This window comes from Nonomuraea sp. NPDC049486 (genome assembly GCF_040676925.1).
Classification (GTDB): Bacteria; Actinomycetota; Actinomycetes; order Streptosporangiales; family Streptosporangiaceae; genus Nonomuraea; species Nonomuraea ferruginea.
Genome location: NZ_JBFAPV010000004.1, coordinates 367012 through 382824, shown reverse-complemented (window position 1 = coordinate 382824; position 15813 = coordinate 367012). Strand labels below are relative to the sequence as shown.

The 15813-nt window shown below is 72.2% G+C and carries 11 protein-coding genes; 5 read left to right on the top strand and 6 right to left on the bottom strand.

The features are described 5' to 3' along the window. Positions 1 to 31: 31 nt before the first annotated feature. The 5 genes from AB0K05_RS14200 to AB0K05_RS14180 are packed head-to-tail and all read right to left on the bottom strand — an operon-like array spanning position 32 to position 7106. Positions 32 to 2743, bottom strand: coding sequence for a hypothetical protein (locus tag AB0K05_RS14200; RefSeq protein WP_364229327.1), 2712 nt, complete (start codon positions 2741 to 2743; stop codon positions 32 to 34). Continuing rightward, a complete protein-coding gene (locus tag AB0K05_RS14195; RefSeq protein WP_148035483.1) occupies positions 2740 to 3855 on the bottom strand; it encodes an AAA family ATPase in 1116 nt (371 codons plus the stop codon). The genes AB0K05_RS14200 and AB0K05_RS14195 overlap by 4 nt, the downstream gene beginning before the upstream one ends. 10 nt (positions 3856 to 3865) lie before the next feature. Next, the gene (locus AB0K05_RS14190) at positions 3866 to 5206 is read right to left on the bottom strand and encodes a VWA domain-containing protein (protein WP_364229325.1); all 1341 of its coding nucleotides are present in this window, start codon (positions 5204 to 5206) and stop codon (positions 3866 to 3868) included. Continuing rightward, positions 5203 to 6609 carry a hypothetical protein gene (locus AB0K05_RS14185; RefSeq protein WP_364229323.1) on the bottom strand — a complete coding sequence of 469 codons (1407 nt, stop codon included), beginning with the start codon at positions 6607 to 6609 and terminating at the stop codon, positions 5203 to 5205. Before AB0K05_RS14185 ends, AB0K05_RS14190 begins: the two co-directional genes overlap by 4 nt. Then, a complete protein-coding gene (locus tag AB0K05_RS14180) occupies positions 6609 to 7106 on the bottom strand; it encodes a hypothetical protein (protein WP_364229321.1) in 498 nt (165 codons plus the stop codon). Before AB0K05_RS14180 ends, AB0K05_RS14185 begins: the two co-directional genes overlap by 1 nt. 140 nt (positions 7107 to 7246) lie before the next feature. Here AB0K05_RS14180 and AB0K05_RS14175 point away from each other — a divergent pair, with 140 nt between their 5' ends. From AB0K05_RS14175 to AB0K05_RS14160, 4 genes are all read left to right on the top strand, one after another. Next, positions 7247 to 8035, top strand: a complete 789-nt coding sequence (locus AB0K05_RS14175; RefSeq protein ID WP_364229319.1) for an intradiol ring-cleavage dioxygenase — start codon at positions 7247 to 7249, stop codon at positions 8033 to 8035. 67 nt (positions 8036 to 8102) lie between these two features. Then, positions 8103 to 9152: a DUF559 domain-containing protein gene (locus AB0K05_RS14170; RefSeq protein ID WP_364229317.1), complete on the top strand. Its 1050-nt coding sequence runs from the start codon at positions 8103 to 8105 to the stop codon at positions 9150 to 9152. A gap of 3 nt (positions 9153 to 9155) precedes the next feature. Continuing rightward, the gene (locus AB0K05_RS14165) at positions 9156 to 9827 is read left to right on the top strand and encodes a hypothetical protein (protein WP_364229315.1); all 672 of its coding nucleotides are present in this window, start codon (positions 9156 to 9158) and stop codon (positions 9825 to 9827) included. Beyond that, positions 9824 to 13057, top strand: coding sequence for a DUF87 domain-containing protein (locus AB0K05_RS14160; protein ID WP_364229313.1), 3234 nt, complete (start codon positions 9824 to 9826; stop codon positions 13055 to 13057). The genes AB0K05_RS14165 and AB0K05_RS14160 overlap by 4 nt, the downstream gene beginning before the upstream one ends. A gap of 3 nt (positions 13058 to 13060) precedes the next feature. Here AB0K05_RS14160 and AB0K05_RS14155 read toward each other — a convergent pair whose 3' ends face one another. After that, positions 13061 to 13900 carry a polysaccharide lyase gene (locus tag AB0K05_RS14155; protein ID WP_364229311.1) on the bottom strand — a complete coding sequence of 280 codons (840 nt, stop codon included), beginning with the start codon at positions 13898 to 13900 and terminating at the stop codon, positions 13061 to 13063. A 216-nt stretch (positions 13901 to 14116) separates the two neighbouring features. Between AB0K05_RS14155 and AB0K05_RS14150 the strand changes: the two genes are divergently transcribed. Further along, positions 14117 to 15805 carry a discoidin domain-containing protein gene (locus AB0K05_RS14150; protein ID WP_364229309.1) on the top strand — a complete coding sequence of 563 codons (1689 nt, stop codon included), beginning with the start codon at positions 14117 to 14119 and terminating at the stop codon, positions 15803 to 15805. The last annotated feature ends 8 nt before the right edge of the window (positions 15806 to 15813 follow it).

Sequence of the window (15813 nt, the reverse complement as noted above, 5' to 3'; positions counted from 1 at the left end):
GGCACGGCCGCCACCGGGCTCCCCGCTGTCGTCAACGCGGTGCCAGCAGGCCTGCCAGTGCGTCGGCCGCCGCCGGGTGGCGGGTCAGGAGATCACCTGCCGGGCCGGGGCCGGTCGCCCCGGTGGCCTGCCAGGTGCCGTCGCAGCCCAGCAGGGCCGCGAGTGCGTCGGTGGTGGCCGGGTGGGCGGCGAGCAGGTTCGTGACCGGGCCGCCCGCCGGGGCGGGGACGGGAGTCGGGGCGGGCGCGGCGGTCCATGGCGGGGTCCACGCGTCCACCGCCGCGAGCGTGCCGGGGAATGTCCGTCCGGCTTCGCGTACGAGAACCGGCACCAGCTCGGCGGCCTCGTCCTTCAGGGTGGTGATGAGCTTGGGCAGCCAGGGCAGCAGCACGCTGTCGGGCAGGGTCGCGAAGGCGTCGGAGATCAGCTCGACCACGAACGGCGTCAGCGCGGGCGCGGGTTCGAGCGCCTGCACGAAACCGCTCAGGTACTGCGGGAACGACGGCACCACCAGCGGGTTGGCCAGCAGCTCGGCACAGCGCGCCCGCAGCTCCGCCGACGACAGCAGGCCGAGCTGGAACCTGGCCGCCCACAGCAGCGCGACCTTGCCCGGCGTCTCCGGGTGCGACTGCTTGACCGCCAGCTCCAGCTGGGCGCGGTCGCAGCCGAGCGAGATCGCCAGGCTCTCCATCCCGGACAGGAACCCCAGCATGGCCGCCACCTGCCGCACCCCGGTGTCGTCGGCCACGAAGGCGCTCGGCAGCAGCGTGCAGTAGTGCGCGTATCCGGTGGTGACGAACCGTTCGACCCAGGCGGGCAGCGCCGGCTCGGCGGACCGGTAGTGCGTGAGCAGCCGGCGGATGCGGCGCAGCACGTCGGGCGCGTCGTCGACGGTGCGCTCGGCCGCCAGCAGCTCCACCGCCCGCGCCCCGAGTTCCTCGGTGAACCGGCGGCTCCCGAGGAGCACGATGGACTCCTCCACCGCCTCCAGCGCGACGGCGGCGGTGGCCTCGGGATCCGTCACCATCTTGCGCAGCCGCTGCTCCAGCACCTGCTCGACGGTGACGCCCTCGTAGCCGAGCTCGATGAGCGCGCGCTGGTGGTGGCCGATGGCCACGTCCCAGCTCTCCTGCCTGGACCGCTCGCCCAGCGCGCGGTTGCCCATGATCGGCCGTACCGCGCCGTCCGGCATCAGGCGGCGCAGCATCCACAGCAGGTGGGAGCAGGGCTCCAGCTCGGGGTCGGTGCCGAAGTCGAGCAGCACCCGGTGCACGGCCCGCTTCCGCACGTCGACGCCGAGCGGCTCCAGCCGGTCGTAGACGTCCTGGGCGAGCGGCGGCAGCGCGGCGTAGCCGACCTCGCCGATCCGGTCGCCGCCGAGCAGGATCTCGCAGAGCTGCGCGACGTCCCTGCGGCCGGGCACGGCGTCCTTCTCGATGCAGGTGACGGCCGCGTCCTGGAAGTCGTACGGGGTGGGCCTGGCGCGGTTGCGCATCCCGGCCAGCAGGATCGACGTCTCGAACACCGCGATGGCGTCGGCGGTGCTGGCCAGGTAGCCGTTGCGGCGGGCCAGCCGGACGATGTCGACGCACCAGCCGAGCAGCTCGGCCTCGTCCAGCGCGTCCAGCGCGGGCGGGCTCGACAGGAATCCGGTCAGCCGGTCGGTCACCGGCCCCTCCGCGGCCGGAGCCGCCTTGCGCGGCCTCGTCGTCGCCTGCCGGCCCTTGAGCTGGTAGGTCTTGACGCCGCCTCGGGTGACCGCCTTGGCGTAGGTGGCGGCGGCGATCGACACCGAGCCGGGTGCCAGCCCGAACTGGGCCTCGACGGCCGAGTGGCTGGCCGGGACGATCCCGTACTGCCAGGTCGTGCCGGTGCGCGGGGTGACCTCGTAGGCGGGCTCCGCCGCGTGCAGGCCGAACTCCTCGACCCGGCTGGCGGCGTGGAAGGCGCCGCACACGTACAGGCAGCGCCCGGGGTCGGCACCGGAGGCGGCCAGGTGCTCGCGCATGCGCGTCCACATGTGGCGCTCGCGCTCCTCGTCGCCGGCCAGCCGGGGCGAGTCCTCCGGGGTCAGCCGCCGGAACAGGCTGCCGATCAGCACCATGACCTGCCGGTAGGTGGCGTAGTCGGCCCCGGAGAGCGGCTGCTCCACGTACTGGTCCCACCACTCGGACCAGTGGCGGACCTTGGCGTGGTGCAGCAGGTGCTGCTCCAGCTCGGCGAAGCGGGGCCGCAGGTCGCCGATCTCGATGCCGACGGACTCGTCAGGACGTTCCTGCGGCAGCCACTGGTAGACGTGGTCGGCCGAGCGGTCCACCAGCACCAGCTCCACGCCGGGAGTGTCGAGCGCGTACGCGATGGCCTGGTATTCGGCGGACGCCTCGGTGATGGGCGCGACGACGTTGAGCGGGCCCCAGCCCTCGGGGAAGCCGTCCAGCTCGGTGGCGAACGCCTGCAGCGCGACCGGCAGCCGGCAGTTGCGCAGCTCGTCGAGCACCGGCCGCAGGTCCTCGCAGAGCTCCAGGTAGACGACCTCGGGCTGCTTCTCGCGCAGCCTCCTGGCCATGGCCAGCGCCGAGGCCGGGGAGTGGTGGCAGACCGGGAAGATCTCCAGCGGCTCGGCCAGCGCCCGGTCGACGTCGTCGACCAGGCCCGACAGGATGCCGGAGAGCGCGCCTGGCCCGTCGGCGAAGGTTTCGGCGGCGGCGTGCAGCTGCTCGCGCAGCGCGGCGAACGGGCTCATGAGAGCGTGGCGATCGCCTGGCGGCCGCCTTCGAGGAAGCCCTGCCACTCGCCGCCGTCCTTCTTGCTGCGCGGCTCGACCACGCCGTGCCAGAACTTGTTGAGTATGGCCAGGTCCTCGGGGCTGCGCCGGGCCAGCGAGCCGACCAGCGACCCGGCCAGCGTCGAAGCCCGCAGCGTGCTGTCGCCGAAGAAGTTGCTGTGCAGGATCGCGTCCTCCAGCACGCCGATCTGCTCGGCGGTGGACAGCGCCGACTCCAGCTTCTCGTCGTCGCTGGTCGCCGACTGGGCTGCGGCGCGCAGGTCGGCGAAGCTCTGCAGCAGGATGTCCAGCAGCGACGGCGGCACCTCCAGCTCGATGCGGTGCCTGCGCAGCAGCTCGGTGGTGCGGAAGCGGACGATCTCCGCCTCGCTCCGCTTGTTGGTCACGACCGGGATGCGGACGAAGTTGAAGCGCCGTTTGAGCGCCGACGACAGGTCGTTGACGCCCCGGTCGCGGCTGTTGGCGGTGGCGATGATGGAGAAGCCGGGCTTGGCGAAGACGATGTTGTCGTCGTCCAGCTCGGGGATGGACACGTACTTCTCCGACAGGATCGAGATCAGCGCGTCCTGCACGTCGCTGGTGGAGCGGGTCAGCTCCTCGAACCGGCCGATCACGCCCTGCTCCATCGCGGTCATGATCGGGGACGGGATCATCGACTGGCGCGACTGGCCCTTGGCGATCACCATGGAGACGTTCCACGAGTACTTGATGTGGTCCTCGGTGGTGCCGGCGGTGCCCTGCACGACCAGCGTCGAGTTGCGGCAGATCGCCGCCGACAGCAGCTCGGCCAGCCAGCTCTTGCCGGTGCCGGGGTCGCCGATCAGCAGCAGGCCGCGGTCGGACGCGAGCGTGACGATGGCGCGCTCGACGAAACTCCGGTCGCCGAACCACTTCTGCTTGATCTCCCGGTCGAGGCCGTCGGAGCGCTCGGAGCCGAGCACGAACAGCCGGACCATGCGCGGGCTGAGCCGCCAGGAGAACGGCTTGGGCCCGTCGTCGACCGACTCCAGCCAGTCGAGCTCTTCGGCGTACTTGGCCTCGGCGGGGGCACGCAGCATCTCATCGGTCATGGCGTATCTCCTAGGTGAGGAAGCTCTTGAGCTCGAACACGAGTTTGTTGATGTTTCCCGAGATGACGGGCGTGCCCAGGTCCTTCAGTTTCTGGCGGAACCACGGGTCCACGCTCTGATGGCCCGAGCTGGTCACCGACCCGACGGGGATGAACCTGGTCCCTGAGCGGTGCACGCTCTCGAAGTCGCGCTGCAGTTCACGGTTGTCATAGAAGTCCGAGATCCACACCATCGCGGTGTTGCGCGGGTCGACGATCTTGGGGCGGGCCAGGGTCATCGCGACCGTCCCGTTCGTGCCGCCGCCGAGTTTGGTACGGAGCAGCACCTCGAACGGGTCGCTCACCCACGGCGTCAGGTCGAGCGCCCTGGTGTCGTAGGCGATCAGGTGGACGTCGACCTTGGGCAGCCCGGCGAAGATCGAGGCCAGGATGGTGCAGTTGACCATGGAGTCCACCATCGAGCCCGACTGGTCGACGACCACGATCAGGCGGGCGGGGGTGGTGCGGCGGGCGGTGTGCCGGTAGAAGAGCTTGTCGACGTACAGCCGCTCGTCCTCGGCGTTCCAGTTGGTGAGGTTCTTCCAGATCGTCCGGTCCAGGTCGAGGTTGCGGAAGACCCTCTTGGGCGGCACCGAACGGTCGACGGGGCCCACGCTCGTCTGCTGCACCTGGGTGCGGAGCACCTGGGCGACCTCGTCCACGAACCGGCGGATCAGCGCCTTGGCGTTGGCCAGCGCCACCCCCGACAGGTTGGACTTGTCGCGCAGCAGCTGCTCGATCAGCGACATGCTGGGCGTGAGCTGCCTGGCCAGCGCGGGGTCGGCGAGCACCTCGCGCAGCCGCATCCGGCGCACCAGGTCGCCTTCCAGCCCGGCGAGCATCCCTCCCAGCTCGCTCTGCCCCGGCTGGGCGCGCAGCTCGCCGGCCTCGCAGCCGAGCGCCTGCTCGAACCAGCCCGCGTCCTGCTGCCAGGCGGCCAGCCGGGTGGCGGTGACGTCGCCCGTGCCGGTCGCGAACAGGTTGAGCAGCAGCTTGGCGGCGAGCGCCGCGGTACGGGCGCGGTCACGGTCGTCGTCGCCCGTCATGAGGCCGCGGAACTCGGGGCCCAGCTCGGGGAAGCGCTGCACCAGGTTGTCCACGGACACGGACGGGTCGAGCAGCTGGGCCGGCAGCCCGAGGTCCTCGACGATGGCGACGCTCGCGGACTCCAGCGCGGGCTGCTCGTCGGCGCCGAACACGCGTGCCAGCATCCGCCAGAGCAGCACCTGCCGCCGATTCGCCTCGGCGGCGCCGTGGGCGGTCGCGTCGCCGTGGGCGGTCGCGTCGCCGGTGGGGTTGTGGTCGGTGGTCATTTGCGCAGCAGCCGTCCCGCTCGTTCGCGGAGCACGCCGACCGGGTCGCCCGTCTTGGCCAGCGCCTTGGCCGCCTTGGGGTCGGTGGTGCTCAGCGCCCAGTCGCCGTTGTGCGCGGCGACCGGCTTCTTCTTGACCGTGGCCTGGACGGCGAGCGGCTGCAGCAGCCACCCCCCGGCGTCCCAGCGCAGCAACCCGACGCACGCGGTGGAGGCGGCGAGCAACTCGGGGGTGAGCGGCCCGCACCCCGGCAGCCGCCCGGTGGCGAACGGCAAGGTGGCGCCGTCGAGCGTGAGCGTGACCCCGCGCCCGGCTTTGGCCGCCTTGTATCCCTCCACCAGGACCGGCTCCGCGACGCGCGCCGGGTGACGGTCCAGCGGCGGGGTCTCCCCGGCCACCGCGCCCGCGAGCAGCACCCGGGCGGTGGCGAACGGGTCGGTGAGCTCGGCCGCGGTGGCCTTCTCCTCCTGCCAGACCAGGTCGCCGCCGGGAAGCAACGGCATGCCGTCGATCTCCGCGGCCAGATGCTTGGCCAGCGTCGCCAGCAGCACCGGATACGCCTGGAACAGCCCCCACACGGCCGGCCCGGTGATGGTGTCGACCTTGCCCGCGGCGACGCTCACCCGTACCAGCCGGGACGTCCCGCCGCCGGCGGGCTCCAGCACCGCGTGCACCTGCACCTGGACGGCGGTGCCGTGCTCGTGCACGTCCGCCCCGAGCGGCAGCAACCGCCCGGACACCGTCTCGGCGCCCTCCCCCGACCCCGGCCAGCCGGGCTCGGCCAGCAGCGTGGCCCGCGTCCACAGGTCGGCCCAGCGCCGTAAGGGCAGCCGTTCCATCGTGGACACCGGCGAGGAGTCACGCAGCTCGGCGGCCAGCCCGTCGAGCAGCACCGCCAGCCGGCGCGCCCCCGGCTCCGCCAGCACGGCCTCGATGGCCTGGTCACCGGCGGCGGCCAGATCGTGCCCCACTCCCCGCCACCCGGTGATGGCCAGCTCGTACAGCCACGACCGGCACCCGACGAGCAGATTTCCCGGTACGGACGAGTCACCGGCGGCGGGCGGGCCGGAGGGAGACCTCGTCCTGCCCAGCGACTCGTCCAGCCGGGTCAGGAGGGCGTCGTGGGCGGCGCCCAGGAGGGCGGACCGCGCGGCGGCCAGGGCCGTCAGGTGCTCGCCGCTCACCGATCCGGCCGACACCTTCGCGGCCGCCTCCGCCACCCGGTCGCCCAGCGGCGTCGCCGCCACCGCTCCGGCCAGCGCGGCGATCGCCGCGGCCCGCTGCTCGCCCACCCGGCCGAAGCCGTGGGACAGCGCGTCGTCGAAGCCGTCGACCAGCTCCAGCGCCTCGGCGAGGCCGTCGGGCAGCCCGCCGACCAGGTCGTTCAGCTGCATCCCGAGCATCAGCGCACCGTCCCGGGGAACCAGTGCATCTCCGCGAGCGGCGCCGTGGTGACCGGCAGCTCCAGGTAGCCCAGGTGGCGCAGGAACCGGCTGAACACCACGGCCGCCGGCTGCGACTCCTGCTGCCCGCCCAGCCTGGCCGCCAGGTCGGCCCCGGAGGCCACCGTCTCGGCCCCCTCGACCCGGAGGTATCGGGCGACCCGCTCCGCTCCGTACTGCACGACCGCCTCGTCCACCAGCGACCGCAGGTGCTTGCAGAGCGAGCCGTAGAGACCGCCGCACGGGCGGTTGTTGTTGGTGCTGCAGTTGAAGTCGTGGGATCCGGCGGCGATCGAGGAGACGTACACGCGAGCGATGTCGGAACCGCTCGACACCACCCCCTGCAGCCTGCCGTCGGCCAGCTCGACGAACGGCACCTTGGCCAGCTTGCGCGGCTGGACGGGCGGCACCACGCACGTCACGCTGCTCAGCTCCCACACGGTCGGGTCAGCGGGCACGGTCAACGACCTCCAGCCGGGCTCGGCAATGATCAACGGAACCGGAATGTAGCGAACCTCACCGACAAAGACCGGTGGATCTCTCTCAGCAGACCTTCATGTGACTCACCTAACGTCGAAACCCCATCGAAGGGATCGATATGGGACACGATCATGAAGGGCAGCGCGTCAGCAGGCGGCGGATGATCGCGGGCATCGGCTCTCTCGGGCTCGGCGGGCTGATCGCCGCGTGCACGGGGCAGCCGGTCACCACCTCCACCGGCGAGTCCGTCACCCCTCAGACGACCACCGCCCAGGACCTCACCTCGCTCTTCGACGGCGCGAACACCTGCACGCTGACCCCCGCCACCACCGCGGGGCCGTACTACTTCGACGCCGACAAGGTCCGCGCCGACATCCGCGAGGACCGGGAGGGCGTCCGGCTGCGGGTGGCCGTCAAGGTGCAGGACAGCGGGAGCTGCCGGCCGATCAAGGACGCGGTGGTGGAGATCTGGCACTGCGACGCGGGCGGCCTCTACTCGGGCGCCGAGGCGATGTCCCGAGGCGGCGGCGCGCTCTCGGTCTCGTCGCCCGACCTCGACCCGCAGGACGACGAGCGCTACCTGCGCGGCGCCCAGGTCACGAACGCCGACGGCGTCGTCGAGTTCACCACCATCTGGCCCGGCTGGTACCGGGGCCGCTGCGTGCACATCCACGCGATGGTGCACGTCAGCGACGCCCGGGTGCTGACCACGCAGATGATGTTCGACGAGGCGCTCAACGACCGGGTCCTGGCGGGGCGGCCGTACGCGGCCCGGGGCGAGCGGGACACCCGCAACGACGGCGACGGCATCTTCCGGGACGAGATGCTCATGAAGGTCACCCCCGACGGCGACGGCTATGTGGGCGCGATCGTGCTCGCCGCGGACCCGGACGGCGATAGCGGGTGACAGCCGCGCGGGGTGGCGTATAACGTCGCCACCACTGTCCGAGTCCGGCTGACGACGGGGGCGAGCGGTGCGGTCCTGGGCTGCGTTACCGACCGGCAAGGTCGTGCGCCTGGAGGGCGCCGGTCCGCTGCCGCTCGCCGTCGACTCGCTGCCCCGCGAGGCCCCCGCGATCCTCACCTGCACCGCCCGGGAGGCGCGCTCCCCGAAAGCGCTGGCCTCCGCGATCCTGGACGAGCTGGACGCCACGGTGCTCGGCCTCTTCCCCGCCTGGCTGCCGGACGCCGAGGGCATCGACGGGCCCGGCGGGGCGGGCCTGGCCGCCGTACGCACCCTCGCCCTCCGCACCGCCGCCACCAGCGCCCACTTCGGACCGTTCCTCGCCGAGCTGGCGGAACGCGCCCTGCGCGCCCGCCCCGGCCGGCTCCCGGACCTGCGGGCGAGCCTCTCCCCCGAGATCCGGCCCAGCGGGTTCCCGCCGGAGGTGCGGGCCGCGGGGCTGGCCAGGGCGCTGGCCGCCGCCTTCTCCAGGCCCGGCGCGGCGCTCCTGGTGGACGTGCCGGAAGGGCTGTCGCCCGCCGGTCAGGAAGCCCTGGTCGCAGCGGGCGAGTGGCTGGCGCACCGCGCCGGGCTGGGCATCTGGCTCTCGGGACCGCTCCCCGCCGTGGACCGGGTGGAGACCGTCCTCGTCGCGGAAGCACCGGCCCAGGCCGCCTCCCGTCCCGAACAGCAGATCACCCCGGGCAGGACCGGCCACCCGCCCGTCGCCGGCCGCCCGCACCCGGCGAGCGCCGCGGAGCACGCGCTGGAGGCCGCGCTGAGCGGGTGCGCGTGGGCCGCCGGCCGGGCCTGGAACCAGACGATCCACCCCTGCGCCCTGGCCTCTCCGGTACGGGCCGACCTGGTGTGGCAGGACGAGTGGTGCGTCGTCGAGCTGGACGGGCCGGATCACCGCGAGCTGGACAAGTTCACCACCGACCGCGCCCGTGATGTGCGCCTGCAGATCGCCGGTTACGCCGTGCTCCGGTTCACCGATGTCCAGGTGCTGACCGATCCCCAGGCCGTGGTCCGTCACATCGAGCTTTTCCTGCGGAACCGTCGAGTCTCTCAAGAAGGATGAAACATGTCAGAGCGAAAGCTGTCGCTCCCTGAATTCGCCGCGCTGATGGCGCTGGCCGAGGAGAACGCCGAGATCTCCAACCCCGACCTCAAGGAGCGGCACGGCCTGACCATCGACGGCAAGAGACGTCTCAAGCTCAACGAGCTGAAACTGGTCGACAGTTGGCGGCAGGGCCGGACATACGTGCACATGCTCACGGACAGCGGCTGGGCTCGCCTTGAGGAGGACCTGCGAGCCGGAGCGCTTCCCGCGATGACCGGCTCGCCGAAGGTGATCGCCCGTGGCCTGCAGGGCTGGCTGCGGAAGTACATGGACCGTTCCGGCTTGCGACTGGCCGACGTGTCCACGCCCCTGGAAACCGCTCCGCCTGGTGATGAGGCCCCGGTGGCCGAGCCGGTCGGGCTGCTACCAGGAGATCTGGAGGCGCGGATCCGCGCCGCGTACGCGCGGCTCGCGCCCCTGCCCGGCTCCTGGGTGGGGCTGGCCTGGCTGCGTCCCCTGCTCGGCGACGCGCCCAGGGACGAGGTCGACGCCGCGCTCGTCCGGCTGGAACGGCTGCCGGACGTGAACATCGTCCCCGAGTCCAACCAGAAGATCCTCACGCCCGCGGACCGGGAAGCCGGGGTGATCATCGGGGGTCAGGAGAAGCACCTGCTGTGGATCGGGGAAGCATGACAGGGCCCGGCACCGAGGCGCTCACCGCGCTCAGCTTCAACTACACCGAGGGCGCCGACGACGTCTGGCGGCCCTCGGCGTTCCATGTCGAAGGGCTGCACGGGCACTCGGCGAAGATCCTGCTCGACGGCCTGGCGGAGGCCGGCGGCCAGCGGGAGACGAGCCCGATCGGCGTGGTCCTGCAGGGCCAGCGCGGCACCGGCAAGACCCACCTGCTCGGCTGGCTGCGCGAAGTGACCCAGCGCCAGGGCGGTTACTTCGTGCTGGTCGGGCTGCTGGATGCCAAGGAGTTCTGGGAGAGCGTCATGGTGTCGCTCCTCGACAGCTTCTCCCGGCCGGGCGAGGGCGGGCAGACGCAGCTCAGGGCGTTCCTGTCGCGGCTGGCCGCACGCGCCGACCTGTCCCGGATGGCGCGCAGGGCCGTCACCGGCAAGAAGACCCTGTCCAGGGAGGAGCTCGACGCGTTCGTCCACGCGCTGCGGGCGATGGACGAGAAGGTCGGGCGCGAGTGTCAGGACACCGCGCGGGCGCTGGTGCTCTACGCCTCCCCCGACCCGGCCCTGCAGGACCTCGGCGAGGCTTTCCTGTACGCGATGCCGGAGGGCGAGACCGGCGACCGGGTCCGCTGGGGCATCCGGCCGATCAACAAGTCGCCGCAGGAGATCGTCAGGGACGTCTCCCACCTGCTGGCGCTCACCGGCCCGACGATCATCGCGGTGGACCAGATCGACCCGCTGATCGCCCAGTCCAGGATCTCCACCGACACCGTGACGGATGACGGCCATGGCGACAAGCTGCTCCTGGAGCGGATCGCCGGCGGCCTGATGGCGCTGCGCGAGGTGACCAGGCGCACCATGACGGTCGTCTCGTGCATCCCCCAGACCTGGACGCTCGTCGAGCGGGAGGCGGTCGACACGGTCCGCGACCGGTTCCGTACGGCCGTGCAGCTCATGACCATCCCTGACCCCGAGACCGCGCGCGAGCTGGTCGCCAAGCGGTTCGGCGTGCAGTACGGGGCGGCCGGGGTCGAGCCGCCGTACCCGACCTGGCCCGTGCGGCCGGAGGCGTTCGACGAGGCGCCCGGGTTCACCGCGCGGCAGTTGCTCATCACGATCGACAAGCACGTACGGGCATGCCTGCTCAGCGGCGAGGTGTCGGAGCTGACCAGCCTCACCGCGCGACCGCAGCCTCCGGTCGAGGAGCCCGCAGCCGTCACGGAGGCGGCGGCGCTCGCCGGGCTGGACGCCCGCTTCGCCACACTCCGCGACGCCGGGGAAGCCCCTGACGTGAACGGCGCCACCGAGGACGTGCTGATGCCCGCGCTGCTGGCGGCCGGGTTGGCGGCGTGGATCACCGAGCAGGGCGAGGACGGCCAGGCGTTCAGCGTCGACCCGCCGCCCAGCGCCAAGCCGCCCCTGCACGCGCGGCTGCGGTTCACGCTGGACGAGACGACGGAGGACGAGGCTCACTGGGCCTTCCGGGCGATCACCGCCGAGCACGCGGTCTCGGCGCTCAACCGGATACGCAAGGCGTCGGTGGCGGCCGGTCTGGACGCCGAGGTGCCCAAGCGGCGGCTGTTCCTGCTGCGTAACGAGGAGTGGTCGAAGGGGGCGCGGACGCGGGAGGTGGTCGCCGCCTTCGAGCGCGCGGGCGGAAGGACCCTGTCCTTCACCGACACCGACCTGCGCGTCCTGGCGGCGCTCAGGCATCTGCGCGCGGAGAACCCGCCGGGGCTGGCGTCGTGGCTGGCCTCCCGCCGTCCCACCCGCGCGGTCACCTTCCTGGCCGAGGCCCTGGCGGACGTCCGGACCGTCCCGCCCGCGACCCGGGACGACGGCCTGAGGACCGGCGATCCCGCCGTCGGGCGTGCCGAAGAGCAGGAGAGGCCGACAGGTCCGACGGGCCCCGCGCCTGCTCCGTCCGATGACGCCGCCGTACGGAGAGAGGACGCGTCCCCTTCATCCCACGGTCCCCTGGCGCCCTCGCCATCCCGTGAGGACACCCCCCACGTCCCCCTGGGGAGGGCCGTCGGGAGCGGGCAGCCCGTCCAGGTGCGGCTGGAGGCGTTGCGGAAGCATGCGGCGATCTTCGCTGGTTCCGGCTCGGGCAAGACGGTGCTGATCAGGCGGCTGGTCGAGGAGTGCGCCATGCACGGCGTGTCGGCCATCGTGCTCGACCCGAACAACGACCTGGCCAGGCTGGGCGACCGGTGGCCGGAGCGGCCGGAGGGCTGGCTCGACGGGGACGCGGGGAAGGCCGCTGACTACCTGGCCGGGACCGAGGTGGTGGTCTGGACGCCGAGGCGCGCGGCGGGCAGGCCGCTCAGCTTCCAGCCGCTGCCGGACTTCGCCGGGGTGGCCGGTGACCCCGACGAGTTCGCCGAGGCGGTGGAGTCGGCGGTGGCGTCGATCGCGCCCCGGGTGAAGGTGGACGCGCGGACGAAGAAGGCGGATCTGGGCCGGGCGGTGCTGCGCAAGGCGCTGGAGCACTACGGCCGCGGGGGCGGGTCGAGCCTCAAGGGGTTCGTCGCCCTGCTGGCCGACCTGCCCGACGGGGTGAGCGAGCTGGCCGACGCCCCCCGGCTGGCGGCCGACCTGGCGCAGTCGCTGCAGGCGGCGATGGACAACGACCCGCTGTTCGGCGGTGGCGGCGAGCCGGTGGACCCCGGCGTGCTGCTGACGCCGTCGCCGGGCAGGCGGGCGCGCGTCTCGGTGATCAGCTTCGTCGGACTGCCGAACGACGAGCAGCGGCAGAGTTTCGTCAGCCAGCTCCAGATGGCGCTGTTCGCCTGGATCAGGAGGAACCCGGCGGGCGACCGTCCGCTGGGCGGGCTGTTCGTGATGGACGAGGCGCAGACCTTCGCCCCCGGCGGAGGGCGGGTGACGGCCTGCACGCACAGCACGCTGGCGCTGGCGTCGCAGGCCCGCAAGTACGGTCTGGGCCTGGTGTTCGCCACCCAGGCGCCCAAGGGTCTGCACAACCAGATCCCCGGCAACGCCGCCACCCAGTTCTTCGGCCTGCTGAACGCGCCGGTGCACATCGAGGCGGCCAAGGAGATGGCGCGGGCCAAGGGCGGCTCGACGCCGGACATCGCCCGGTTGAACTCGGGCGAGTTCTACGTGGCGCTGGAGGGGAGCGCCTTCGTGAAGGCGCGGGCGCCGATGTGCCTGAGCCACCACCCGAGGGCGCCGCTGACGACGGAGGAGGTGCTGGCCCGCGCCGCCCGCTGACGGCTAGCGGGTGGACGCCGGGTTGACCTCGCTGAAGGTCTTGCCCACCGCGATGTTGTCGTGGAAGATCGTGCGGCTGTCGACGTCGGTCTTCCCGGAGGCCCACGCGGGCTTGTAGATGCCCCACTTCAGGTAGCCGCTGGTGGTCTTGTCGTCGTTGAAGGTGTTGGGGCCGCCGGCGGTCAGGACCTTGCGCCATCCGGGGCTCTTGTGGGTCTGGTACCAGCCGTCGATCTTCCCCTGGCTGCCATGGCTCCAGGTGAACTTGAAAACGAAGTCGTGCCACTGCCCTGGCTTCACGTCGGCCAGGTCGAAGCTGGTCTTGCGGACGGATTCGGGGGTGGAGCAGGCGTTGCCGTCGGAGTTGACCCGGAGCCGCCATTTCCCGGAGGGCTGCACGCTGAGGAAGGCGCTGGGGAACTTGTCGGTCTCGCACGCGTCGCTCCAGGGCTTCCACTGGAACACGATGTCTTCCCTGGAGTCGCGCTGCCAGGTGCTCAGGAGGTAGACGCTGAACCCGTAGTAGACGGTGTCGCCGGAGCGGAAGTGGGTCTCCTTGGCGTGGAGGGTGTGGCTCTCCGCGCGGGTGCTGCCCGCGACCTTCGGGTCGCCGTACTTCAGCACGCTGCGTACCGCGTACTCGCCGGTCCTCGGCAGGTCGTCGACCGTGATCGAGTGGCTGCAGCACTCGTTGAGGCCCACCTTGGGGTGCGCCCCGTTCTCGTAGTCGACGCGGAACGGCGCCGCCGCCGCGAGCTCCGCGGACGCGGGGGCCGGAGCGCCCGCCGTCGTGAGACCGGCGACGGCGAGCGCCGCCGCCGTGATCTGTCGGGGCTTTCCCATGTGCGTGAAGTCCTCTCCGTGACCTGAGATCCCGCGGCAGCTTGCCAGCGGTCGGTATGGACCCGGTATGCCGTGAGGATGGGAGAGCGCTCTCCGACCTGCTCCACTCTGTGCCTCGATACTCCCTTCCTGATGACAGGTGACTTGACAGATTTTCCTGACACCATCACTCTCACTCTAGGGAGCGCTCCCCCCTCGCTCCCTGAGGAGACCTCCGTGAGTCCACCCCGCCTGGGGACGCTCGTCACACTCGTCCTCGCCCTCGTCGCCCCCCTCCTCGCGGCCCTGCCCGCCCAGGCCGCCGCCGCCCTGCTGTCACAGGGCAGGCCCGCCACCGCCTCCTCCACCGAGAGCGCGGCCTTCCCCGCCTCCGCCGCCGTCGACGGCGACGCCGGCACCCGCTGGTCCAGCGCCTTCTCCGACCCGCAGTGGATCCAGGTCGACCTGGGCTCGTCCGCCGCGCTCTCCCAGGTGGTGCTGCGCTGGGAGGCCGCCCACGCCACCGCCTTCCAGATCCAGGTGTCCGCGAACGGCAGCGCCTGGACCACCGTCCACACCACCACGTCCGGCCCCGGCGGCACCCAGACCATCGACGTGTCGGGCACCGGCCGGTACGTCCGCGTGCACGGGACACAGCGGGCCACCCCGTGGGGCTACTCGCTCTGGGAGTTCCAGGTGTACGGCACCGGGAGCGGCGAGCGGCTGCTCTCCTACGGCAGGCCCGGCGTCGCCTCCTCCTCGCAGCACGACTCCACCTGCTGGGAGTGCGCCCCGGCGCGCGCCTTCGACCTCGACCCGGCCAGCAGGTGGGCCACCGCCGCCTGGGCCGACCCCGGCTGGATCTACGTCGACCTCGGCGCGACCGCCCAGATCACCAGGGTCGTCCTGCAGTGGGACCCGGCCTACGCCCGCGCGTTCCAGATCCAGGTCTCGCCCGACGCCTCGGCCTGGACCACGATCTACTCCACCACGTCGGGCACCGGCTTCAAGCAGACGCTCACCGTGAGCGGAACCGGCCGCTACGTCCGCGTGTACGGGACGCAGCGCGCGACCTCGTACGGCTACAGCCTCTGGGAGTTCCAGGTGTACGGCACTGGCGGCGCGCCCATCACTCCACCGTCCCCCGCCCCCGACCCGGCCGACCCGCCGCGGCTCGTCTGGCAGGACGAGTTCGACGGCCCGGCGGGCGCCAGGCCCGATCCGGCCAAGTGGACCGTCGATCCCGGCACCGGGCCCAACAACGAGCTGGAGTACTACACCGACAACGGCAACGCCGCCCTGGACGGCCAGGGCCGGCTGGTGATGGAGGCGCGCAAGCAGGCCACCCCGGGCTCCGCCTGCCCGCGTGACCCGCTCACCGGCAGCACCACCTGCCAGTACACCTCCCACCGGATGAACACCGGCGGCAAGTTCCACTTCACCTACGGCCGCGTCGAGGCCCGGATCAAGGTGCCCAGGGGCAACGGGCTGTGGCCGGCGTTCTGGATGATGGGCGCCGACTTCCTGACCGGGCGGCCGTGGCCGTACAACGGCGAGATCGACATCATGGAGGTGCTCGGCAAGGACACCCGCACGTCACACTCCACGGTGCACGCGCCCGCCTACAACGGAGGCGGCGGCATCGGCGGCTCCTACACGCTGCCCGGCGGCGCCGACCTGGCCGACGACTTCCACGTCTGGGCCGCCCACTGGGACAGCCGGGGCATCACGTACACGTTGGACGGCCGCACCGTCGTCACCCTCAGCAAGGAAGAGGTGGAGCGCACGCGCGGCCCGTGGGTCTTCGACCACCCGTTCTACATCATCCTCAACCTGGCCGTCGGCGGCGACTGGCCCGGCCCGCCCGACGCCTCCACCCCGTTCCCCGCCCGCATGCTCGTCGACTACGTGCGCGTCTACCAGTGAGGACCCCG